At 71.3% G+C, this 22,846-nt stretch carries 17 protein-coding genes and 1 CRISPR repeat array; of the genes, 6 read left to right on the top strand and 11 right to left on the bottom strand.

The features are described 5' to 3' along the window. Positions 1-34: 34 nt before the first annotated feature. Positions 35-616, bottom strand: a complete 582-nt coding sequence (locus ACIQGQ_RS01695) for a hypothetical protein (RefSeq protein ID WP_402389358.1) — start codon at positions 614-616, stop codon at positions 35-37. 335 nt (positions 617-951) lie between these two features. Further along, positions 952-2,991: a CRISPR direct-repeat array (repeat unit 29 nt; unit sequence GTGGTCCCCGCGCGTGCGGGGGTGGTCCC). Positions 2,992-3,053: 62 nt separating this feature from the next. Continuing rightward, positions 3,054-4,007, bottom strand: coding sequence for a LysR family transcriptional regulator (locus ACIQGQ_RS01700; protein ID WP_402389360.1), 954 nt, complete (start codon positions 4,005-4,007; stop codon positions 3,054-3,056). Between the two features lie 62 nt (positions 4,008-4,069). Between ACIQGQ_RS01700 and ACIQGQ_RS01705 the strand changes: the two genes are divergently transcribed. The 3 genes from ACIQGQ_RS01705 to ACIQGQ_RS01715 all read left to right on the top strand — a co-directional run bounded on the left by ACIQGQ_RS01705 (position 4,070) and on the right by ACIQGQ_RS01715 (position 7,392). Next, positions 4,070-5,419 carry an MFS transporter gene (locus ACIQGQ_RS01705; protein WP_402389363.1) on the top strand — a complete coding sequence of 450 codons (1,350 nt, stop codon included), beginning with the start codon at positions 4,070-4,072 and terminating at the stop codon, positions 5,417-5,419. Between the two features lie 112 nt (positions 5,420-5,531). Next, complete coding sequence (locus tag ACIQGQ_RS01710) at positions 5,532-6,227, top strand: L,D-transpeptidase family protein (protein ID WP_402389366.1); 696 nt, start codon at positions 5,532-5,534, stop codon at positions 6,225-6,227. A 175-nt stretch (positions 6,228-6,402) separates the two neighbouring features. Then, positions 6,403-7,392: a sigma-70 family RNA polymerase sigma factor gene (locus ACIQGQ_RS01715; RefSeq protein ID WP_402389369.1), complete on the top strand. Its 990-nt coding sequence runs from the start codon at positions 6,403-6,405 to the stop codon at positions 7,390-7,392. A 78-nt stretch (positions 7,393-7,470) separates the two neighbouring features. Here ACIQGQ_RS01715 and ACIQGQ_RS01720 read toward each other — a convergent pair whose 3' ends face one another. Further along, the gene (locus tag ACIQGQ_RS01720) at positions 7,471-7,857 is read right to left on the bottom strand and encodes an STAS domain-containing protein (protein ID WP_402389372.1); all 387 of its coding nucleotides are present in this window, start codon (positions 7,855-7,857) and stop codon (positions 7,471-7,473) included. A 299-nt stretch (positions 7,858-8,156) separates the two neighbouring features. Between ACIQGQ_RS01720 and ACIQGQ_RS01725 the strand changes: the two genes are divergently transcribed. Next, entirely contained in the window at positions 8,157-11,441 is a 3,285-nt protein-coding gene (locus ACIQGQ_RS01725) for a S8 family peptidase (protein WP_402389375.1), read from the top strand. Between the two features lie 122 nt (positions 11,442-11,563). Here the strand turns inward: ACIQGQ_RS01725 and ACIQGQ_RS01730 are convergent, their stop codons facing one another. The 8 genes from ACIQGQ_RS01730 to ACIQGQ_RS01765 form a co-directional block, all read right to left on the bottom strand. After that, positions 11,564-12,154 (bottom strand): Uma2 family endonuclease, encoded by a 591-nt coding sequence (locus tag ACIQGQ_RS01730; protein WP_402389378.1) that lies wholly within the window; start codon positions 12,152-12,154, stop codon positions 11,564-11,566. A gap of 97 nt (positions 12,155-12,251) precedes the next feature. Continuing rightward, positions 12,252-13,529, bottom strand: coding sequence for a thymidine phosphorylase (locus ACIQGQ_RS01735; protein ID WP_402389381.1), 1,278 nt, complete (start codon positions 13,527-13,529; stop codon positions 12,252-12,254). Between the two features lie 148 nt (positions 13,530-13,677). Further along, positions 13,678-14,100, bottom strand: a complete 423-nt coding sequence (locus ACIQGQ_RS01740; RefSeq protein WP_402389384.1) for a cytidine deaminase — start codon at positions 14,098-14,100, stop codon at positions 13,678-13,680. Beyond that, positions 14,097-15,359, bottom strand: a complete 1,263-nt coding sequence (locus ACIQGQ_RS01745) for an ABC transporter permease (protein ID WP_402389387.1) — start codon at positions 15,357-15,359, stop codon at positions 14,097-14,099. Before ACIQGQ_RS01745 ends, ACIQGQ_RS01740 begins: the two co-directional genes overlap by 4 nt. Next, entirely contained in the window at positions 15,356-16,474 is a 1,119-nt protein-coding gene (locus ACIQGQ_RS01750) for an ABC transporter permease (RefSeq protein ID WP_402390284.1), read from the bottom strand. Before ACIQGQ_RS01750 ends, ACIQGQ_RS01745 begins: the two co-directional genes overlap by 4 nt. Then, positions 16,474-18,006 carry an ABC transporter ATP-binding protein gene (locus ACIQGQ_RS01755; RefSeq protein ID WP_402389389.1) on the bottom strand — a complete coding sequence of 511 codons (1,533 nt, stop codon included), beginning with the start codon at positions 18,004-18,006 and terminating at the stop codon, positions 16,474-16,476. The genes ACIQGQ_RS01750 and ACIQGQ_RS01755 overlap by 1 nt, the downstream gene beginning before the upstream one ends. Positions 18,007-18,370: 364 nt before the next feature. After that, positions 18,371-19,426, bottom strand: a complete 1,056-nt coding sequence (locus tag ACIQGQ_RS01760) for a BMP family protein (protein WP_402389391.1) — start codon at positions 19,424-19,426, stop codon at positions 18,371-18,373. 138 nt (positions 19,427-19,564) lie between these two features. Continuing rightward, positions 19,565-20,794, bottom strand: a complete 1,230-nt coding sequence (locus ACIQGQ_RS01765) for an amidohydrolase (protein WP_402390287.1) — start codon at positions 20,792-20,794, stop codon at positions 19,565-19,567. A 537-nt stretch (positions 20,795-21,331) separates the two neighbouring features. Here ACIQGQ_RS01765 and ACIQGQ_RS01770 point away from each other — a divergent pair. Next, entirely contained in the window at positions 21,332-22,315 is a 984-nt protein-coding gene (locus ACIQGQ_RS01770; RefSeq protein ID WP_402389394.1) for an ArsR/SmtB family transcription factor, read from the top strand. Positions 22,316-22,462: 147 nt separating this feature from the next. Beyond that, positions 22,463-22,846: a peptidase inhibitor family I36 protein gene (locus tag ACIQGQ_RS01775; protein WP_402389396.1), complete on the top strand. Its 384-nt coding sequence runs from the start codon at positions 22,463-22,465 to the stop codon at positions 22,844-22,846.

The raw sequence follows: 22,846 nt of genomic DNA on the forward strand, positions 1-22,846 counted from the left end.
CGGGAGGACGGACCCGGTGGACCGATCCCGCCCGTCAGCCGGCTGCGGCCGTACGCCTCGTGACCCGGAAACGGCGTACGGCCCAGACGGCATCTGCCACGGCGGCCGTCCAGACGATGGCCTCGGCGAGGACGATGCCCGGGGTCATGACCGTGTGCGGCCGGGGCGGCATGACGACCATCTGCGCGGCGGCCCCCACCGGAACCGTCAACGCCGCGAGCAGGCCGACCGCACCGGGCCGCCCGACGGCCGAGCCCACCGCGCCCAGGAGCAGTCCGAGCGGCAGCCCCGCCACCCACCACGTGACCATGTCCGTCTCGGCGTCCGCGACGGCGGCGTCCGTCACGTAGTACGTCCCCGTGGCGGCGAACAGCGCCAGCGCCCCGGTCACCGCACCCCGCACCGGCGTACCGACCAGCCACCCGACCGCCACCGCCAGCGCGGCCCACGCCCAGCCCGCGTCCATCAGCAGGCTGAGCACCTTGGCTGCACCGCCCCAGAGGGTCCCGGTGATCGGTGCGCCGATCTCCGTGTACGGGGAGGAGAGCGCGTTGACGAGCGAGGTGGCCGCCCCGAACCCCGCCCCTATCGCAAGCCCGATCGCCATGATCTTCATATCGGGAGAGTATGCAGGGGCACCCGACAACGCGGCACGCGGGGACGGGGGCACTCACCTCAAGACGGGCTGCGTCAACTGCACTGCATCAGCGCGTGGTTGGGCGCCTCCTTCCCTGACGCCACCGCACGGACGAGCCGGGGCAGGTCACACCTCTGCAGCACTCAATGACAACTTGACGGCTTTGAGGCGCCTTCCGCTCAAGTGGCTGGCATCATCGGGCTACTTGAGAGCGAGCGAACAGGGGTGGATTGAAACCTATGCGCTATATGCCGGATTCAGCGAAGTTGGACGAAACCTGCCTCTCCTCTCGATGAACTTGCAGGTCAAGAAGAGTGGTCCCCGCGCGTGCGGGGGTGGTCCCCAATAGGGACGTGCGAACCGCGACCATTTTCCGTGGTCCCCGCGCGTGCGGGGGTGGTCCCTCCTCGGCGGCGTCGGCCGCCAGGAGCAGCTCGTGGTCCCCGCGCGTGCGGGGGTGGTCCTCTGACTTGACGCATGGGGACGGCCCCCCTTGGGTGGTCCCCGCGCGTGCGGGGGTGGTCCCAGGGGCTCGGAGCCGACCCACGGCGGTCCGGGGTGGTCCCCGCGCGTGCGGGGGTGGTCCCCTCCTCTTCATCTACCGCGACGCGAACGGGAGGTGGTCCCCGCGCGTGCGGGGGTGGTCCCACCCCGCGCAGTCGCACCTTGTCCTGCACCATGTGGTCCCCGCGCGTGCGGGGGTGGTCCCGAACCGTGCCCACAGAAGGAGGCCGACCGTGCGTGGTCCCCGCGCGTGCGGGGGTGGTCCCTGGGCGTACTCGGCGGCGTCGGCCTCCTCGTAGTGGTCCCCGCGCGTGCGGGGGTGGTCCCGGCCACCCGGCCGCGCTGATCGTGCCCTCTCGGTGGTCCCCGCGCGTGCGGGGGTGGTCCCACCAGCCCGGACGCGTCGGCAGTCCGGCCACGGTGGTCCCCGCGCGTGCGGGGGTGGTCCCGCGAGGCCTACGCACGACTGCTCAAGCAGCTCGTGGTCCCCGCGCGTGCGGGGGTGGTCCCACTTCCGGCATCGAGACGGACACGAGCGGCTGGTGGTCCCCGCGCGTGCGGGGGTGGTCCCGCCAGCAGGACGAGGTTGGCGGCGATGGCGGTGTGGTCCCCGCGCGTGCGGGGGTGGTCCCGGCATCCGCTACCTCGTCGACACGATCGAGGGGTGGTCCCCGCGCGTGCGGGGGTGGTCCCATGTCGCCCTTCGAGGTGCTCGGGCGGATCGGGTGGTCCCCGCGCGTGCGGGGGTGGTCCCGCCTCGATCGGCGCGACGTCGAAGCCGAGCTCGTGGTCCCCGCGCGTGCGGGAGTGGTCCCGACTATGAGCGGAAGGGCGATAGCGGCCTGAAGTGGTCCCCGCGCGTGCGGGGGTGGTCCCCGCCAGCACGTGGTCGTGGACGTACGTGACGGGTGGTCCCCGCGCGTGCGGGGGTGGTCCCGGGGGTCGGCCGGGGCCGCCACGCACCCCCGGGTGGTCCCCGCGCGTGCGGGGGTGGTCCCGGCTTCGTGGCCATGCGCGGCATGGTGAAGAAGTGGTTCCCGCGCGTGCGGGGGTGGTCCCTCGATGAATGCGGCCAGCTCCTTATCCGTCGTGTGGTCCCCGCGCGTGCGGGGGTGGTCCGCCGTCGACGCGGACACCACCCTCGGGGCAAGTGGTCCCCGCGCGTGCGGGGGTGGTCCCTCCGCGTACGCGGTCGCCAGCCCGCCCAGCACGTGGTCCCCGCGCGTGCGGGGGTGGTCCCGGCCGCCAGCGGGGAAGCGATGTGCTTCATGGGTGGTCCCCGCGCGCGCGGGGGTGGTCCCCGGGTGAGGTAGACGTGGTCCTTGCCGAGCGTGTGGTCCCCGCGCGTGCGGGGGTGGTCCCGTCTCCACCGACGTCCGCGCCAACTTGCAGGGGCGGTCCCCGCGCGTGCGGGGGTGGTCCCTTGCGCGTGCTGCGCACCCGTGGTGCAGCGTCGCGGTCCCCGCGTGTGCGGGGGTGGTCCCGTGCGGCAGCCTCCCGCTCAGCGGCGGCACGGGCGGTCCCCGCGCGTGCGGGGGTGGTCCCTGGGGCATGGTCAGCAGACAGTCACTCGGCTCGCGGTCCCCGCGCGTACGGGGGTGGTCCCCGGCTCGACCGAGCCAACAAGGCCATCCTCTTGCGGTCCCCGCGCGTACGGGGGTGGTCCCACTCCGGCGGGGACGAAGGCGGGCCGGTTCCGGCGGTCCCCGCGCGTGCGGGGGTGGTCCCATCGCGGCAAGCGCCGTGTCCGCGCCCTGCGTGTGGTCCCCGCGCGTGCGGGGGTGGTCCCACCGAGGACCGGCAGGCCCTGCGGACGCTGCTGTGGTCCCCGCGCGTGCGGGGGTGGTGGGCCTTGCGTAGAGGGATGTGGCAGTGACGCGTGTTGGTGTCACATCTTTTTGTGGGGTGGGGGTCAGTCCGGGAGGAGGTGGCCTCGGCGGGAGAGGAGGAAGCGTTTGAAGGCGGCCACGGGTGGGGTGTCGGGGTGGCCGTCGAGCCAGGCGACGCCGATCTCGCGGGCGGCTCTCGGGGCGGTCACCGTCAGTTCGACGACGCCCGGGCGCGGGACCGCCGGCGGGGGCAGGAGGGCCACGCCCAGGCCTGCCGCCACCAGGCCTCGCAGGGTTTCCGCCTCCTCGCCCTCGAAGGCGACGCGCGGGGTGAAGCCCGCCTCGGTGCACAGGTCGTCGGTGATGCGGCGCAGGCCGTAGCCCGGTTCCAGGGTGACGAAGGTTTCGTCGGCGGCCTCCGCGAGGCGGACGCGGCGGCGGGTGGCGAGGCGGTGGTCCTCGGGGACGACGAGGCGCAGGCGCTGCTCGTCCAGGCGGCGGGCGACCAGGTCGGGGGCGTCCGGGACCGGGGAGGTGAGGCAGAGGTCGAGGCCGCCGGCGCGCAGGCGCTCGATCATCGCCTCGCCGTAGTTCTGCACGAGCTGGAAGCGGACCCCGGGGTGGTCGGCCCGGAAGGCGCGGATGAGGGCGGGTACGGTCTCCGAGCCCATGGTGTGGAGGAAGCCGAAGGCGACCTTGCCGGTGGCCGGGTCGGCGTCGGCGCGGACCGAATCGGCGGCCTTCTCCACCTCGGCCAGGGCACGCTCGGCGGAGACGAGGAACGTGCGGCCCGCCGGGGTGAGCGAGACCGTACGGCCCTTGCGGGCGAACAGGGCGACACCCAGGTCCTGTTCGAGCCGCACCATCGCCCGCGAAAGCGTCGACTGCGGCACGCCGAGCTCCTGCGCGGCGCGCGTGACGTGCTCGTGGCGGGCCACCGCCGCGAAGTGGGCCAGCCTCGGCGCAAGCACGGCGCGAATGTCTTCTTCGTAACTACTCGGTGACAGCCGGAGCTGTGAGCTGCGTTCATGCGCCATGGGATTGATTATGGCCACTTCGTGCATTGGACGCATGAAATGGGAGGGCCTACTTTCGGGGTATGCCTCCTGCCAGTACCGGGGCGTCCACGCTCGTCGTGGCCGCCTCGCCCCAGCCGTCCCCCGTCGCCGACTCCCCCGCGCCCGCCACCACCGCCGCGCCGGCCCGTACTGGGGCGGAGCGCCTCGAACCGGGCCGCCCCGGGTACCGCAGGATGAGCTTCGCGCTCTTCGCCGCGGGTGTCGCGACCTTCGCACTTCTCTACTCCACGCAGGCCCTGCTGCCCGCCGTCTCCGCTTCATTCGGCGCCACGGCCGGGCAGGCCAGCTGGACGGTCTCCGCGGCGACCGGCGCACTGGCGCTGTGCGTGCTGCCGCTGAGCGCGCTGTCCGAGCGGTTCGGGCGGCGGCAGATGATGACCGCCTCGCTGGCGGTCGCCGTACTGGTCGGGCTGTTCGTCCCCTTCGCCCCCTCGCTGGGCTGGCTGATCGCGCTCCGCGCCGTGCAGGGCGCCGCCCTGGCCGGGCTGCCCGCCTCCGCGATGGCGTACCTGGCGGAGGAGGTGCGGCCGAAGGCGCTGGTCGCGGCGATCGGGCTGTTCGTGGCCGGCAACAGCATCGGCGGCATGAGCGGCCGCATCGTCACCGGCTGGATCGCCCAGCTGTGGGGCTGGCGGGCGGCGCTCGGAGCGGTGGGGCTGATGGCCCTGGCCTGCGCGGTCGTCTTCCACTTCATGATCCCCCGGGCCCGGAACTTCACCCCCGGGACGCTCAACCCGAAGGCCCTGGCCCGGACGGTCGGCGGGCACCTCGCCGATCCGCTGCTGCGTCGGCTGTACGCGATCGGCGCGCTGTTCATGACGGTGTTCGGCGCGGTCTACACGGTCATCGGGTACCGGCTGGTGGAGGCGCCGTTCAACCTCCCGCAGGGGGTCGTGGGCTCGATCTTCCTGGTCTACCTCGTCGGCACGGTCTCCTCCGCCGCGGCCGGGAAGCTGGTCGCCCGGCTGGGCCGCCGGGGCGCGCTGTACCTGGCCGTCTCCACCACCGCCGCCGGGCTGCTGCTCTCGCTCGGCGACGGGCTCGTCCCCGTACTGCTGGGCCTGGTCCTGATCACGGCGGGCTTCTTCGCCGGGCACGCGGTCGCCTCGTCCTCCGTGAGCCGCACCGCGACGAAGGGCCGCGCCCAGGCGTCGGCGCTCTACCAGTCGGCGTACTACCTGGGCTCCAGCGCGGGCGGCACGCTCGGCGCGGTCGCCTTCCACGCCGGGGGCTGGGCCGGGACCGTGTCGCTGGGGCTGCTCGCGGTCCTCGGCGTCACCGCGATCACGCTCCACGGGACACGGGCCGCCCGTGCCGAGCGGATCCGGCCGGTCACGGTGTCGCCCGTGCGGGCGTCCGTACAGAACTGAGACATTCGGCGCACAACCAACGACTCCCCGACGCGCGTCCAACAGGCGGAAACACCTCACGGCGCGCGAAGGGGAGTTGGCGTACATGGGAGTCCCGGGGAAGATACGGGGAATGCGGCCGAGGCTGCGGCGCGGGATCGCGCTGTCGGTCGCGGGGCTGACGGCGGTGCCCGCGCTGGTGCTGGCCACCGGCGGATCCGCGCAGGCGGCGTCGTGCACGGCGTCGACCGGGCCGTACCAGAAGCAGGTCGAGAAGTATCTGAAGCGGCCGGTCGACGGGAAGCAGTCGGCCGCAGACTGCAAGGCGATCAGATCGTTCCAGAGCACCTACGGGGTCACCCCCACCATCGGGTACGCCGGGCCGGTCACCTGGCGCACCATGAAGACGCTCACCGCCCAGAAGGCGGCCGGCAAGAACCCGAACAAGGACAGGAAGTGCCCCACCAACAAGGGGCGCATCGCCTGCGTCGACCTGACCCGGCAGCTGAGCTGGATCCAGGACGGCAGCAAACTGAAGTTCGGTCCCGTGCCGGTGCGTACCGGGCGGAACGGGTACGAGACCCGCACCGGGTCGAAGAAGATCTACTGGCGTCACATCGACCACGTCTCGACGCTCTACAACGTGAAGATGCCGTACTCCCAGTTCTTCGACGGGGGCCAGGCGTTCCACGCGGTGGGCGTGAAGATGTGGAACCCACCGGGCTCGCACGGCTGCGTCAACATGCGTACCGCCGACGCCAAGTCGTACTGGAAGCTGCTGAAGAACGGTGACGACGTGTACGTGTACGGGCGCAAGCCCGGTACGTGACGGCCGGCGCCGTCCGCGGCGGCCCGGATCGCCCTCGACGGCCCGGATCACGGTCGCCCGCGCGGCCGTGATCCGGGCCGTTTCGTCGCTTCCGCCCCCGGCTGTCAGTGGCCTGCGGTAGCTTCCGGAGTGCTGGAACGAGCCATGTCGCAGCACAACAGGGGTGGAAAGAACGATGAGCGATCTGACCGCGACGGCGGATGTCGACAGCCGTCTCGAAGGGCACCGGGTCGAGCTGACCGGTTACTGCTACCGGATGCTCGGCTCGGCCTTCGAGGCGGAGGACGCGGTGCAGGACACGCTGGTGCGTGCCTGGCGCAACTTCGACAAGTTCGAGGGCCGTTCCTCGCTCCGCTCCTGGCTGTACCGGATCGCCACCAACGTCTGCCTGGACATGCTGAACGCGGGCAAGAAGCGGGCCCGCCCGGTCGACCTGTCCGGCCCGACCCCGCTCGCCGAGGCGGCGCTCAACCCGCTGCCGGAGAACACCTGGCTGGAGCCGATGCCGGACGGCCGGATCCTGCCGACGGTGGCCGACCCGGCGGAGGCCGCGGTGGCCCGGGAGTCGGTGCGGCTCGCCTTCGTCGCGGCGCTCCAGCACCTGCCGCCCAAGCAGCGCGCCGTGCTGATCCTGCGCGAGGTGCTGGCCTGGAAGGCGAGCGAGGTCGCCGAGCTGCTCGACACCACGGTCGCCTCGGTGAACAGCGCCCTCCAGCGCGCCCGGGCCACCCTCACCGAGCACGAGGGCAAGCCGGCCGACGCCGCCAACCCCCTCGACGAGGAGCAGCGCAAGCTCCTGGAACGGTACGTCGCGGCCTTCGAGGGTTACGACATGAAGGCGCTGACGGCGCTGCTCCACGAGGACGCCGTCATGACCATGCCGCCGTTCGACCTCTGGCTCCAGGGGCACGACGACATCACCGGCTTCATGCTCTCCATCGGCGCGGGCTGCGCGGGTTCCCGCCTGGTGGCGACGGAGGCGAACGGTACCCCGGCGTTCGCGCACTACAAGCCGAACCCGGACGGGCCCGGATTCGTGCCGTGGGCGGTGCAGGTCATCGACATCGCGGACGGGGCGATCACCGGGATGCACTGCTTCCTGGACACCCCGCGCTGGTTCCCGCTCTTCGGTCTGCCCGACCACCTCGACGACGACGCCGCGTAAGGTCCGGCGTACGCGAAAGGCCGGTGGCCGGGGTCCGCGCACGCGGACCCCGGCCCCGGCCACCGGCGGGGGCGGCGGTCAGCCGTCCGCCGCTCCGTCCGCCTCCGGGGCGCACCGTACGTCGACCACGTCGGCGAGGCCGACCAGGTCCAGCAGGCCGCGCAGCTCGGGCGGCGCGTTGCGCAGCCGCAGCTTCCCGCCGCCCGCCCGGCGGGCCACCAGCCCCAACCGCGCCACCGCCTCGACCAGAGCCAGATCCGCCCGCGCGACCCCGCCCACGTCGCAGTCCACCTCCGCGCCCGGACGGCGGACGGTGCCGTCGGGCGCGTACAGCAGTGCTTCCAGCTCGGCGCAGAGTCCCGGCACCACGTCTCTGGTGACATGGCCGGTGACGACGAGGGCGCCCGGGGGGACGGATTCGATGGGTTCCACGAGCGGTTGACCGATGCGGCGGCCGAAACTCATCGCCGGCCCGTTGTCCGTCCGCCGCCGCCCGCCCCGTCCCCGCCCCCGTATCCCATGGTCGCGGCATGAATCGGCGTGCCCGGGCGGGCCTCCGTACCCCCGTCCAACGGGCGATGAACTTCCGTCAACTCTGGTTATCTGTGCGACTCCTGTGAACCTTTTCGAGTGATCTCGACTCTAGGTACATGAACCGGCCCTCGGGGCCGCCTGATTCTCCAGGGGGAGAGTTGCGCAAACACGTGAGAAACGCGTGTGTTTCGACCGTAGCCGCGGCAGCCGCTGTGGCGCTCGCGGCCGGGATGACCAGCCCGGCCGTGGCCCAGCCCGGCGATGGCGGGCCCGCCATCGCCCGCGCGGCCGGTGCCGGATCGGCCGCCGGGCACGAACTGACCCTCATCACCGGCGACCGGGTCACCGTGGACGCCAAGGGCAGGGTCGCCTCCTTCCGCCCGGCCAAGGGGCGCGAGCACATACCCGTGCAGCGGCAGACGCACGACGGGCACACCCTGCTCATCCCGGCCGACGCCCACCGGCTGATCAGCTCGGGAAAGCTGGACCGCCGGCTGTTCGACGTCACGGAGCTGAGCCGGCCGGAGTACCGCCGGTCCCAGAAGTCCGGCCTGAAGCTGATCGTCTCCTACCGGGGCGCCCAGGCCTCGGCCGCCAAGGCGGAGGTCCGCGACGCGGGCTCCACCGAGGTCCGCCGGAACCTGACGACGCTGAACGCCCAGTCGGTGACCACGCCGCAGGAGGACGCGCAGGACATCTGGCAGGCGCTCACCACCCGCCCCGCGAAGAGCGTGCAGCGCACCACCGCCGCCGGGATCGACCGGGTCTGGCTGGACGGTGTGCGTCGGGCCAGCCTCGACAAGAGCGTGCCGCAGATCGGCGCCCCCACCGCCTGGAAGTCCGGGTACACCGGCAAGGGCGTGAAGATCGCCGTCCTGGACACCGGTGTGGACGCCACCCACCCCGACCTCCAGGGCCGCATCCTCGACTCGAAGAACTTCACCGCCTCGCCCGACACCAAGGACCGGGTCGGCCACGGCACCCACGTCTCCTCGATCGCGGCCGGTTCCGGCGCCAAGTCGGGCGGCAAGTTCAAGGGCGTCGCCCCGGACGCCCAGCTCCTTGAGGGCAAGGTCCTCGACGACGACGGCTTCGGCGACGACTCCGGCATCCTGGCCGGGATGGAGTGGGCGGTCGCCCAGGGCGCCGACATCATCAACCTGAGCCTCGGCGGCCAGGACACCCCCGAGGTCGACCCGCTGGAAGCGGCGGTCGACAAGCTCTCCGCCGACAAGGGCGTGCTGTTCGCCATCGCGGCGGGCAACGAGGGCGACGGCGCCGGTACGGTCGGCTCGCCAGGCAGCGCGGACGCCGCGCTGACCGTCGGCGCGGTCGACGACAAGGACGTGCTGGCCGACTTCTCCAGCCGGGGTCCGCGCGTCGGCGACGGGGCGATCAAGCCCGATGTCACCGCCCCCGGCGTGGACATCACGGCGGCCGCCGCCCCCGGCTCCGAGATCGACAAGGAGGTCGGCCAGAACCCGCCGGGCTACCTGACGATCTCCGGTACGTCGATGGCGACCCCGCACGTCGCGGGCGCCGCGGCGCTCCTCAAGCAGCAGCACCCCGACTGGACGTACGCCGAGCTCAAGGGCGCGCTGACGGCCTCGACGAAGCCGGGCGCCTACACGCCGTTCGAGCAGGGCTCGGGCCGGATCGCGGTGGACCGGGCGATCGAGCAGACCGTGGTCGCCGACCCGGTCTCGGTGAGCTTCGGCGTGCACCAGTGGCCGCACACCGACGACGCCCCGGTCACCAAGACCGTGACGTACCGCAACCTCGGCGCCACCGATGTCACCCTCGACCTCTCGGTCACGGCCACCGGCCCGAAGGGCAAGCCCGCCCCGGCCGGCTTCTTCGCCCTCGGCGTCGACAAGGTGACCGTGCCCGCGGGCGGCACCGCCGACGTACCGCTGACCGTGAACACCAAGCTCGGCGGGACGGCGGACGGCAGCTACTCCGCGTACGTCGTCGGCACCGGTGGCGGCCAGACCGTGCGCACCGCGGCCGCGGTCGAGCGCGAGATCGAGTCGTACGACGTCACGGTCAAGGTCCTCGGCCGGGACGGCAAGCCCGCCGCGTACGCCGACACCGATCTCTTCGGCCTGTCCGGTTCGGCGCTCGGTGTCTGGCTCTCGAACGAGACCGACAAGGGTCTCGTCAAGGTGCGCGTGCCCAAGGGCGGTTACACGCTCAACTCGGGCGTGTACCTCGACCAGGAGGACCTCGCCAAGGGCGCCGACTGGATCTCGCAGCCGAAGCTGGACGTCAACAAGAACCTCACCGTGACGTTCGACGCCCGCAAGGCGAAGCCGATCGACATCACGCTGCCGGCCACCGGCACGAAGAGCCTGCTGGCCTCCCCCGACCTCCAGTTCGACAACGCGAACACGGCGTACGGGTACGGCTGGCTGCTGGACACGTTCAAGAGCCTGCGCACCGCGCACGTCGGCCCGTCGGTCACCGACGGCTCGCTCTCCGCGCACTGGGTCGGCAGCTGGACCAAGGGCGCCTCGACCCGGTACGACATCGTGGTCGGCGGCCCGGTGACCAAGGCCCCGACCGGCTACACCCGGAAGTTCACGGCTGCTCAGCTGTCCCGGGTGGACGTCACCATGGGCGCCTCCCGCAAGGGCAAGACCGGTGAGTTCGGCGCCTCGGGCGAGCTGCCCGGTTCCAACGGCGGCTGGTCGGCCTGGTCCCTGCACAAGCTGCCGGGCAAGGTCACGCAGTACCTCTCGACCGCCGACAAGGTGAAGTGGTCCTTCGACTTCGCCCAGGACGGCGCGGTGGACTCCGACGGCATCCCGGCCACCGACGCGATGTACACCGTCGGCAACCCGGCCACGTACAAGGCGGGCAAGAAGTACACGAAGACCGTGAACACCGCGGTGTTCGGCCCGGGTCTCGGCCGGGGCACCGGCATCGTCCGCGACGGCAACGAGATCTTCCCGGCCATCCCGCTCGCGGCCGACGGAAGCGGCAACCTCGGCTTCCAGTCGCACACCTCGGTCAAGACCGTGCTGTACCGCAACGGTGTGAAGTTCGCCCAGAGCAAGGACCCGGTGGAGGGCGAGCCCTTCACCGTCCCGTCCGGCGCCGCCGACTACCGGCTGACGACCTCGGTGAAGCTCGACCCGAAGGCCACCGCCGTCACCAGCCGGATCGACGCGAGCTGGACCTTCCGCTCCAAGAAGGCCACCGAGCAGTACCTGCCGGTCTCCACCGTCCGCTTCACGCCCAACGTGACGACGGACGGCAAGGTGACCGCCGGCCGGACCGCCTCGGTGCCGGTGAAGGTGCAGGGCTCGGCCGCCGGTAAGAACCTCAAGTCGCTGACGGTGTACGTCAGTTACAACTCCGGCAAGACCTGGAAGAAGGTCACGGTCAAGTCCGGGAAGATCTCCGTGAAGAACCCGGGCAAGGGCAAGTCCATCTCCTACCGGGCCAACGTCACGGACAAGAAGGGCAACAAGGCGTCGGTGTCGATCTACGACGCGTACTTCGGTAAGTAGTACCCCGCGGGCGGTGGGCCGAACGGCCGACCGCCCGCGCACCTGAACGACGGCCCGCCGGGAGAGTTCCCCCCTCCCCGGCGGGCCGTTGCGCGTGAGGGCCTGTCGGGACGGCGAACGTCTCAGGACACCGGGAGGACACCGGTGTCGAGGACGAGCCCGAACGGCTCGGGCAGCGTCAGCTTCTCCCCGTACTCGACCGTCTCCAGCACCCGGTAGGTGGCGCCGTCGGGTTCCCCGTAGAGCGTGGCGGTGGGGCGGCCCGAGTGCCACGGGTCGAGCAGCAGGAACAGCTCGACGCCGGCCTTCGCGCAGCCGCGCACCTTGCCGATGCGGTCGTGGTCGGCGTTGGCCTTCGAGGTGATCTCGACGACGAGCCGGGCCTCCTCGGCGGGGATACGGTTCCCCGGGCCGGTCGCCATCGCCCGCGGTACGACGACGAGATCGGGAATGTAGAGCCCGGCCCTTCCCGGTACCGAGACGCCGAGAGTCTGATAGATCTCCCAGTCCTCCGGGATGACGCGGTAGAGCCTGCGCTGCAGCAGGGCCGCGGTGGTGTTGTGGTCCTTGGACGGCGGCGGTGACACGGTGACGATCCCCTCGATGATCTCCACCTTGCAGCCCTCGGGCGCGTCCGTCTCCTCCCAGATCCGGACGAGGTCGTCCCATTCCCGGCCGTGGCCCGGGGCGGGATCGACGGTGAGTGCGCTCATGGCGGTCTCCTTCACAGGTCCGTCACCGAGTCCAGCATGCCGAACGGGACCGGCGGCAGTCCACCGGTCCCGTTCACCCGTACGAGGAAACCGCAGGTCAGGCGATACGTTCCCGCACCACCGGGGTGGCGGTGAAGGCCGTGTCCGGGGCGGCGATGTCGTACGCGCCGGGGAGGGCCTTCAGGGCGTAGTCGAACTTCTCCGGGGTGTCGGTGTGCAGGGTCAGCAGCGGCTGGCCCGCCGTGACCCGGTCGCCCGGCTTGGCGTGGAGCTCGACGCCCGCGCCCGCCTGCACCGGGTCCTCCTTGCGGGCCCGGCCCGCGCCGAGGCGCCAGGCGGCGACGCCGATGTCGTACGCGTCCAGGCGGGTCAGGACACCGGTGGACGGGGCGGTGATCACGTGCTGCTCGCGGGCGACCGGGAGGGCCGCGTCCGGGTCGCCGCCCTGGGCGGAGATCATCCGGCGCCAGACGTCCATCGCGGAGCCGTCGGCGAGGGCCTTCTCCGGGTCGGCGTCCTTGAGGCCGGCCGCGTCCAGCATCTCGCGGGCCAGGGCGAGGGTGAGGTCGACGACGTCCTTGGGGCCGCCGCCGGCCAGCACCTCGACGGACTCACGCACCTCCAGGGCGTTGCCCGCGGTCAGGCCGAGCGGGGTGGCCATGTCGGTGAGCAGGGCGACCGTGCGCACCCCGCTGTCGGTACCGAGCGCGACCATGGTGGAGGCCAGTTCGCGGGCGTCCTCGATGGTCTTCATGAAGGCTCCGGAGCCGACCTTGACGTCCAGGACGAGCGCGCCGGTGCCCTCGGCGATCTTCTTGGACATGATGGAGCTGGCGATCAGCGGGATGGCCTCGACGGTGCCGGTCACGTCGCGGAGCGCGTACAGCTTCTTGTCGGCGGGGGCGAGCCCGTCACCTGCGGCGCAGATGACCGCGCCGGTGGTGTCCAGGACGTCGAGCATCTCCTCGTTGGAGAGGTGGGCCCGCCAGCCGGGGATGGACTCCAGCTTGTCCAGGGTGCCGCCGGTGTGGCCGAGGCCCCGGCCGCTGAGCTGCGGCACGGCGGCGCCGCAGGCGGCGACCAGCGGGGCGAGCGGCAGGGTGATCTTGTCGCCGACGCCGCCGGTGGAGTGCTTGTCGGTGGTGGGGCGGGAGAGCGACGCGAAGTCCATCCGCTCGCCGGAGGCGATCATCGCGGCGGTCCAGCGGGCGATCTCGGTGCGGTTCATGCCGTTCAGCAGGATCGCCATGGCCAGCGCCGACATCTGCTCGTCGGCGACCTCGCCGCGGGTGTACGCGTCGATCACCCAGTCGATCTGCTCGGGGGTCAGCTCGCCCCGGTCCCGCTTGGTGCGGATGACGGAGATGGCGTCCATGTCCTGGGAGTCCTTCCGGCCGGTACGTACTACGTACACACGTGCGGTACGCGAGAGTCCTGGCTGACTCTACGCGCATAGAGGGTGGAGAGGGGTGTGGCCCTCCCGGCGGGCGGGAGGGCCACGGTGGACAGGGCCTCGGAGCCCCCTACTTCAGGTGGTCCGGGCCGAATGACTTCAGGTGGTCCGGACCGAAGGCCTGCGGCAGCATCTCGTCGAGGGTGCGCAGCCCGTCCGGGGTCTCCAGGACCAGCCCGGGGCCGCCGAACTCGTACAGCAGCTGGCGGCAGCGGCCGCACGGCACCAGGACCTCGCCCGCCCCGTCCACGCAGGTGAAGTGGGTGAGGCGGCCGCCGCCGGTGGCCTGGAGCTGGGAGACCAGCCCGCATTCGGCGCACAGGCCGATGCCGTACGAGGCGTTCTCGACGTTGCAGCCGGAGACCGTACGGCCGTCGTCCACGAGCGCCGCGGCGCCGACCGGGTAGTGCGAGTACGGGACGTACGCCCGGGTCATCACGGACCGCGCGGCGCTCCGCAGCGCCGCCCAGTCGACCTCCGCGAGGGCCGTCACTTGCCCTGGCCCTTCCGGTACGGCAGACCGTCCGCCTTGGGCATCCGCAGGCGCTGCGACGACAGGGCCAGCACGAGCAGCGTGGTGACGTACGGGGCGGCGTCGACGAACTGGCTCGGGACCTGGTCCGTCAGCGCGTACCAGGTGAACAGCAGCGCCGAGCAGGCCGCCGCGATCACTGCGGCCACGTACTTCTTCCGGTACAGCTGCCAGGCGGCGGCGATCACCAGCAGGATCGCCAGGAGCAGCAGCATCGCGTGCACGTTCTCCGCGCCACCGCGCAGCTTGAGGCTGTCGGTGAAGCCGAAGAGTCCGGCACCCAGGGCCATACCGCCCGGCATCCAGTTGCCGAAGATCATCGCGGCGAGACCGATGTAGCCGCGGCCGCCGGTCTGGCCCTCCTGGTAGATGCTGGTGGCGACGATGGAGAGGAAGGCGCCGCCGAGGCCGGCCAGCCCGCCGGAGATGACGACGGCGATGTACTTGTACTTGTAGACGTTCACGCCGAGGGTCTCGGCGGCCACCGGGCTCTCGCCGCAGGAGCGGAGCCGCAGACCGAACGCCGTGCGCCACAGCACCCACCAGGTGACCGGGATCAGCAGCAGGGCGACGACGGTCAGCAGGGACAGTCCGGTGACGAGCCCGCCGATGATCCCGGCGAGGTCGGAGACGAAGAACCAGTGGTGTTGCTGGAGGTCCTGCAGCCAGTCGGAGAGGCCCGGGATGGTGATCTTGTCGATCTCCTCCAGGCGGGGGGACTGCTTGGAGGAGCCGCCCGGGTCGTTGGCGAAGGTGAAGTTCGAGAGGTACCGGGTGACGCCGACGGCGAGGATGTTGATCGCCACACCGGAGACGATGTGGTTCACGCCGAAGGTGACGGTCATGACCGCGTGCAGCAGACCGCCGAGCGCGCCGCCGATGATGCCGAACAGGACGCCCACCCAGGGACCCCACTGGAATCCGGCCCAGGCGCCGAACCAGGTCCCGAGGATCATCATGCCTTCGAGCCCGATGTTGACCACGCCGGCCCGCTCGGCCCACAGACCGCCGAGACCGGCGAGACCGATGGGAACAGCCAGTTCCAGGGCGCCCGAGACCTGTCCGACCGAGGTCACATCGTTGGCACCGCTGATCAGGCGGACGAGCGAGACGAGGGCCAGGGCACCCGCGATGACCAGCAGGACGGTGGGCAGGGAGAGCTTGCGACGGCCGCCCTTCGCGGGGGCGACGCGTGCGGCGGAGACTTTGCTGGTGCTCACAGGGCCGCCTCCTTCTCGGTCGTGATGGCGTGGCCGGCGGCGAGCTCTTCGCCGACCTTCTGCTGCTGACGGCGGGTCCCGTAACGGCGGACCAGTTCGTAGCTGATGACGACGGAGATCACGATCAGGCCCTGCATGATCGTGGCGATCTCCTTCTCGAACCCGAACTGGTCGAGCGGGGAGGACGCCTTGTCCAGGAAGGCGATCAGCAGGGCGCTGAGGGCGATGCCCACCGGGTGGTTCCGGCCGAGCAGCGCGATGGTGATGCCGGTGAAGCCGATGCCGACCGGGAAGTCGAGGCTGTACGTGTGGGTGTCGCCGAGCAGCGTCGGCATGCCCGCCAGACCGGCGACCGCGCCGGAGATCAGCATCGAGGTGAGGATCATCTTCTTGGCGTCCACGCCGGATGCCTGGGCGGCGCTCTCGCTGGCGCCGGTGGCCCGCAGGTCGAAGCCGAAGCGGGTGCGGTTCAGGACGAACCAGTACACGAGGCCGCAGCCGGCGGCGACGAAGGTGAAGCCGTAGATCTCTCCGGACTCGGGGCCCAGGGAGAGCCCCGGGAACCAGCCGGACTCATGGATCTCACCGGTGGTGAGGTTGTTGGACCCGGCGGCCTGGTCGCCGAAGTTCTTCGGCAGGATCAGCCAGGCGATCAGCGAGGTCGCGATGGAGTTGAGCATGATCGTCGAGACGACCTCGCTCACTCCCCGGGTCGTCTTGAGGATGCCCGCGATGCCCGCCCAGAACGCGCCGACCAGCATCGCCACGATGACGATCAGCGCGATCTGGAGCGCCCCGGGAAGGTCGACACTCGCACCGACGAGGGCGGCCAGCATCGCCGCGAGGCGGTACTGGCCGTCGACGCCGATGTTGAAGAGGTTCATCCGGAAGCCGATCGCGACCGCGAGAGCGGCGAGGTAGTACGTACCGGCCTGGTTGATGATCAGTACCTGCACGTCGGAGTACGACGCCTGCTCGAACAGCAGCCGGTACAGCTCGAACGGATCACGGCTCGACACGAGCAGCACGAGGGTGCTGAGCGCGAAGGCGACGACCAGGGCGAGCGCCGGTCCCGCGAAGCCGAGGATCAGCCGGTCCTTGTCGAGTTTCTTCATCATGCCTCGTCCTCCGGCGCTGCTTCGAGGTGGCCTGCAGCGGCACCGGTCATGGCCGAGCCCAGTTCCTCGGGGGTGATGGTGGCGGGGTCCGCGTCCGCGACGAGCCGGCCGCGGTACATGACGCGCAGGGTGTCGGAGAGCCCGATGAGCTCGTCCAGGTCCGCGGAGATGAGCAGGACGGCGAGTCCTTCGCGGCGGGCGTCACGGATCTGGTCCCAGATCTGCGCCTGCGCGCCGACGTCCACGCCCCGGGTGGGGTGGGCGGCGATCAGGAGCTTGGGGGCATGGCTCATCTCCCGGCCGACGATCAGCTTCTGCTGGTTTCCGCCGGAGAGCGAGGCGGCGGTGACGTCGATGCCGGGGGTGCGGACGTCGTACTCGCGGACGATCCGGACGGTGTCCTCGCGGGCGGCCTTGGGGTCGAGCAGGAAGCCGCGGCTGTTGGGCTTCTCGGTGACGTGGCCGAGGATCCGGTTCTCCCAGAGCGGCGCTTCCAGCAGGATTCCGTGCCGGTGGCGGTCCTCGGGGATGTAGCCGATGCCGCTCTCGCGCCGCTTGCGGGTGGGCACGCGGGAGATGTCCTCGCCTCCGAGGGTGATCACTCCGCCGTCCACCGTCTTCATCCCGATGAGCGCGTCGATCAGTTCCGTCTGGCCGTTGCCCTCGACGCCCGCGATGCCGAGGACCTCGCCCTTGTGGATGGTGAAGGCGACGTCGGACAGCACGTCGCGGACGACTCCGTCCGGGTCCGTCACGGAGAGGGAGAGCCCCTCGACCTGGAGCATCGGCTCGTCCGTCACCGTGGACTCACGGGTCTCGGGCGACGGCAGCTCGCTGCCGACCATGAGCTCGGCGAGCTGCTTGGTCGTGGTGTGCGCGGGATCGGCCGTGCCCACGGTCGTGCCGCGCCGGATCACCGTGATGTCGTCGGCGACCGAGAGCACCTCGCCGAGCTTGTGCGAGATGAAGATGACAGTGAGGCCCTCGGCCTTGAGCTCGCGGAGGTTCGCGAAGAGCGCGTCCACCTCCTGCGGGACGAGCACGGCGGTCGGCTCGTCGAGGATGAGGATGCGTGCGCCGCGGTAGAGGACCTTGAGGATCTCCACCCGCTGCCGGTCGGCGACCCCGAGGTCCTCGACCAGCGCGTCGGGCCGGACACCCAGGCCGTACGCGTCGGAGATCTCGTTGATCTTCTTCCGGGCCGCGGAGCCGATGCCGTGCAGCTTCTCGCCGCCGAGGACGACGTTCTCCAGGACGGTGAAGTTGTCGGCGAGCATGAAGTGCTGGTGCACCATGCCGATGCCGCGCGCGATGGCCTCGCCCGGGTTGTTGAACGAGACCTGCTCGCCGTCCACCGCGATGGTGCCCTCGTCGGGCTTCTGCATCCCGTAGAGGATCTTCATCAGGGTGGACTTGCCGGCGCCGTTCTCACCGACGAGGGCGTGGACCGTGCCCTTGCGGACGGTGATGCCGATGTCGTGGTTGGCGACGACGCCGGGGAAGCGCTTCGTGATGCCGTGCAGTTCCACGGCAGGGGGGCTACTGGACGCGTTGATGACGCACTCTCCTTGGCCGGACAGGAGCGGGAGCGGAGGGGCAGGGGATGTCTGAGCGATTCCGCGTGGATCACCGGACGCCGCCCGCCCACGCGGGATCGATCGGACACCCGCTGAGGGGCGGGGTGAAGTTATCGCGCCTGAAGGCTGTCTACACGCGTAGTGTTGTCGAATCCTCAAACACATGTGCGCGACAGGGCCGGAACACCGGGATTCGGGCCTGTCCGGAGAATGCACTGCAACGGGCGGAACCACTTCGGGGGTACCCCCGTGGGCCCGGAGCAGCGATGCTGCGCGCTCCGGGCCCACGGGGGTACCAGCCGTACGACTGCGGTCGTTACGGGGCGGTCTTGACGGTGATCTTGCCGTCGACGATCTGCTGCTTCGCCTTGTCCACGGCGGCGATGACCTCGGTCATCTTGGTGAACGCCGGGTTGGACGCGGCCAGGCCGACGCCGTCCTTGTCCAGGCCGTAGCGGACCTCACCGGACTGCGGCTTGCCGTCCTGCACGGACTTGATCAGGTTGGAGACGGAGTCCTCGACGTCCTTGGTGACCGAGGTCAGGATCGACTCCTTGTAGGCGGCGAGGCCCTTCTGGTTGTACTGGTCGGAGTCGACGCCGATGTTCCACTTGCCGGCCTTGGAGACGGCCTCGATCGCACCGGAACCGGCCAGACCGGCCGCCGAGTAGATCACGTCGGCCTTCTTGTCGAGCTGGCCCTGGGCGGCGGCCTTGCCGAGGTCGGGCTTGGAGAAGCCGTCGAAGTTCGGCGGCTGGGTCAGGTACTGGGGGATCACCTTCACCGAGGAGTCGGTGTCCTTGACGCCCTGCGTGAAGCCGGCCTCGAACTTCTTGATCAGCGGGGTCTCGACACCGCCGATGAAGCCGACCGTCTTCGTCTTGGTGACCTTGGCGGCGGCGACGCCGGCGAGGTAGGAGCCCTGCTCCTCGTTGAAGACGATGTTGGCGATGTTCGGGCCGGTCACCGAGGCGTCGTCGATGATGCCGAAGGTGACCTTCGGGAACTTCGGCGCGACCTTCTTGATGGCGGGCGCGTAGGCGAAGCCGACGCCGATGACCGGGTTGTTCCCGGCGCGGGCCAGCGAGGTGAGGCGCTGGACCTTGTCCGCGTCCGACTCACCGTCGGAGGGCTCGGCCTCGGTGCCCTTGACACCGAGGTCCTTCTCGGCCTTGGCCAGACCCGCGTACGCGGCGTCGTTGAACGACTGGTCACCACGGCCGCCGATGTCGTACGCGAGGGCGGTCTTGCTCCCCTTCGAGTCCGAGCTGCTGCTCGACGAGGAGGAGGACGATTTGCCGCACGCTGCCACGCTGAGCGCGAGTGCCGCGGACATGGTGCCCACAGCGGCAATCCTAGTGATCCGGCGCAAGGGAAGGCTCCTTCAAACCTGACCGAAGCGCCTCTTCCGGCGCTGGTTTCGCCGCGATCGTAACGCGCGTAGATGTCAGATAAAGCCCTGTACGGAAGCTGTTATCGGATCGTCGCGAACCTGAGGTGACACTCCCGGTCACGCATGGTTGCGGCTGAGCAACGCGGAGGCAGTGAACAGCTCGACGGCGACCGTGATCGCCTCCTCGTCTGCGTCGAAATCACCGCGATGCAGGTCGAGCCGGGCGGTGTCGCCGGGGGTGCGGACGCCGAGCCGGGCCATGGCGCCGGGGACGTGCTCCAGGTACCAGGAGAAGTCCTCGCCGCCCAGGCTCTGCTCGGTGGACTCGATGGCGTCGGCGCCGCGGCGGGCGGTCATCGCCTCGGCGAGCAGATCGATCATGGCGGCGTCGTTGACGACCGGGGGGACGCCGCGGACGTAGTCGATCACCGTCTTGGCGCCGTGCATCCCGGCCACCTCGTCGATCGCGGCGTGCACCAGGTCGGGCGCCTCGCGCCAGGCGTCCAGCTCCAGGCAGCGGACGGTGCCGGAGAGCTCGGCGTGCTGCGGGATCACGTTGCAGGCGTGGCCCGACTGGAGGCGGCCCCAGGTGACGGCGAGACCGGCGCGGGCGTCGACCCGGCGGGCCAGCAGTGCGGGCACCTCCGTGGCGACCTTGGCGGCGGCGGTGACCAGGTCGGTGGTGAGGTGGGGGCGGGCGGTGTGGCCGCCGGGCCCGTCCAGGCTGACCTCCAGCCGGTCGCAGGCCGAGGTGATCGCCCCGACCCGCAGCCCGATCCGGCCCACGTCCACCTTCGGGTCGCAGTGCACCCCGATGATCCGGCCGACGCCCTCCAGCGCCCCGGACAGGATCGTCTCGGGCGCGCCGCCGGGCAGCACCTCCTCGGCGGGCTGGAAGATCAGCCGCACCGGGTTGGGGAGCAGCCCCTGCCTGTCCAGCTCGGCGAGGACGAGGCCGGCGCCGAGGACCGAGGTCGTGTGGACATCGTGCCCGCAGGCATGCGCCCGGTCGGGGACGGTGGAGCGGTACGCCACCCCCGCCTTGGTGTCCGGAATCGGCAGGGCGTCGATGTCCGCGCGCAGGGCGAGCATGGGCACGGTGGACGCGTCGCGCGTGCCGACGTCGCAGAGGAGCCCGGTGCCGGTGTCGAGGATCCGGGGCTTCAGCCCGGCCTTCTCCAGCCGGGCCTTGATGGCCGCGGTGGTCCGGAACTCCTGGTTTCCCAGCTCGGGGTGCATGTGGAGGTCACGCCGGAAGGCGATCAGCTCGGCACGCAGGGCCTCGGGGAGGGTGCCGGGGAGCGGCTGGGCGTGGGGCGTCGGCTCGGCGTCGGACTCGCGGGACATCAACTGGTTCACCCGGTGAAGGTTATGCCGCTTCCCCCGCCAACTGTCTTCGAAACAGCAAAAGTTCAGCCACTTAGGGGAACGAGGGAGGGCGTGGCGACGGGTGGCCCGCCCGGAGTGTGGGTACACTCCGCCGACGCCCCAGGGGGGCGCACGCCCCCGGGGCATCGGGGTATTCCGGCGGCACATTCACCGAGCCCGGGAACCATGGGCCGCGCCGGGCCCCCTGGACCGCGCGAGAGGTCCGGCGCCCCCGGGCACCCGGGCGACACACCGACCCGAACACCACCGGTGAGATCGGCGCAAAACCATCGCTCTCCCGCCCCCACGCCCCGCGACGGGCCGGGCGGGGCGGCACCCACCTGGGACGGAGCCGCCACCTCTCACCCCCCGGGTACGGGGGCGCAGTCACGATCCCGCCACGCCCAAACCCACCGACTTTACTGCCCTTTGACTCTCCCGCGGAGGGCCGGGATCTTTTTCGTACGGCCGCCCCACCAGGGGGGAGGGGTGCGCCGGCACCCGGGGGGCACCAGAATGCTGCGTATTCATTTCACCGCCGAGGACCTGACCCGCGTCCGGATCGCGCGGACACCCGATCCGTTGTGGGAGATCGCTTTCAGCCTTCATCGGCTCCAGAGCGCGCGGGGCCGCTGGGCCTTCGCCGAGTGGCATCGCGCCGCCCGGCCGAAGCTGACCGGCACCCCGCTCGGTGCCGCCGTCCGCAAGGGCCTGCTCCAGGTCCTGCCCAGGGCGAGCTACTTCCCGGACTTCCTCACCCCGCCGGAGGCCGAGGAGGGGCTGGACGCGGGGTGCGCGGCGATCCTCGACACTCCGCCGGACCGGGTCCGGCGGGAGGTGGAGATCCTGGACCGGGTCGTCGGGGCGCCTCCCTGGGCGGCCCGGCTGGCGGAGCGGCGGGCGAGGGAGGAGCTGGTGGGCACCCTGCGCGCGTACCACTCGGCGGTGATCGCACCGCACCACGACCGGATCCGGGCGAGGATCGACGGCGAACGGGCGGTCCTCGGCCGGGCCGTCCTCGACGACGGCCTCGACGGCCTGCTGACCGGCCTGAAGCCGGGCATGCGCTGGCGGCCCCCGGTGCTGGAGGTCGACTACGTGGACGACCGCGACCTGCGCCTGGAGGGGCGCGGACTGCGCCTGGTCCCCTCGTACTTCTGCTGGCACCGGGCGGTCGCCTTCGCCGATCCGGGGCTCGGCCCGACCCTGCTCTACCCGCTGCACCGCACCAGGGACCCCGGCCCCGCACTCCCCCACGACGCGTCGCTCGGCGCGCTGCTGGGCCGGACCCGCGCCGCCGCCCTGCGCACCGTCGTCCTCGGCGCCACCACCTCGGAGCTGGCCCGCGCCCTGGGCGTCTCCCCGGCCACCGCCACCCACCACGCCTCCGTACTGCGGAACGCGGGGCTGGTCGACAGCAGGCGGTACGCGAACACGGTGCTGCACACGGTGACCCCGGCCGGGGCTGCACTGCTGCGCCCGCCCCGCCGGGCCGCGTAGCCCGCTCGTGAGCTGCCTCTTTGGAACACCGTCGAATGTCCTGTCGGGGCCGCGGACGCCCGCGTCATCGTGGTCCCACGACAACGGGCCGCCCGCCCGGGGGGAATGCCGGGGCGAGGGGCGCGGCCCGCACGAAGGGGGCAACTCATGTGTACGACGAGGAAGTTCGCGGCCGTCGCCGGAGGCATCGCGCTGACCGGCGGCCTGCTGGCCGGGGGCGCGGGCGCGGCCGGGGCGGCGGAGGTCGCACCGACGGCGGCATCGGACTGCGGGGAGGGCTGGTACTGCGTCTGGACCGGGGAGAACTACACCGGCACGAAGGCGCAGATCGCGGGCAACAACGCGGACCTGACCGTCTACCCGATCTTCCAGAAGTTCAAGTCCCGCTACCAGCACGGCAGGAACTGCGACTTCAAGTGGTTCTCGGAGAAGAACTACAAGGGCAACAGCGGCGTCATCAAGCGGGGCTCCAAGCTGACCGGGCCCGAGATCCGCACCATCAAGTCCAACAAGTGGGTCAACTGCGTCTGA

The sequence above is a fragment of the Streptomyces sp. NPDC092952 genome, assembly GCF_044754785.1.
In the GTDB taxonomy this organism is placed as follows: Bacteria; Actinomycetota; Actinomycetes; order Streptomycetales; family Streptomycetaceae; genus Streptomyces.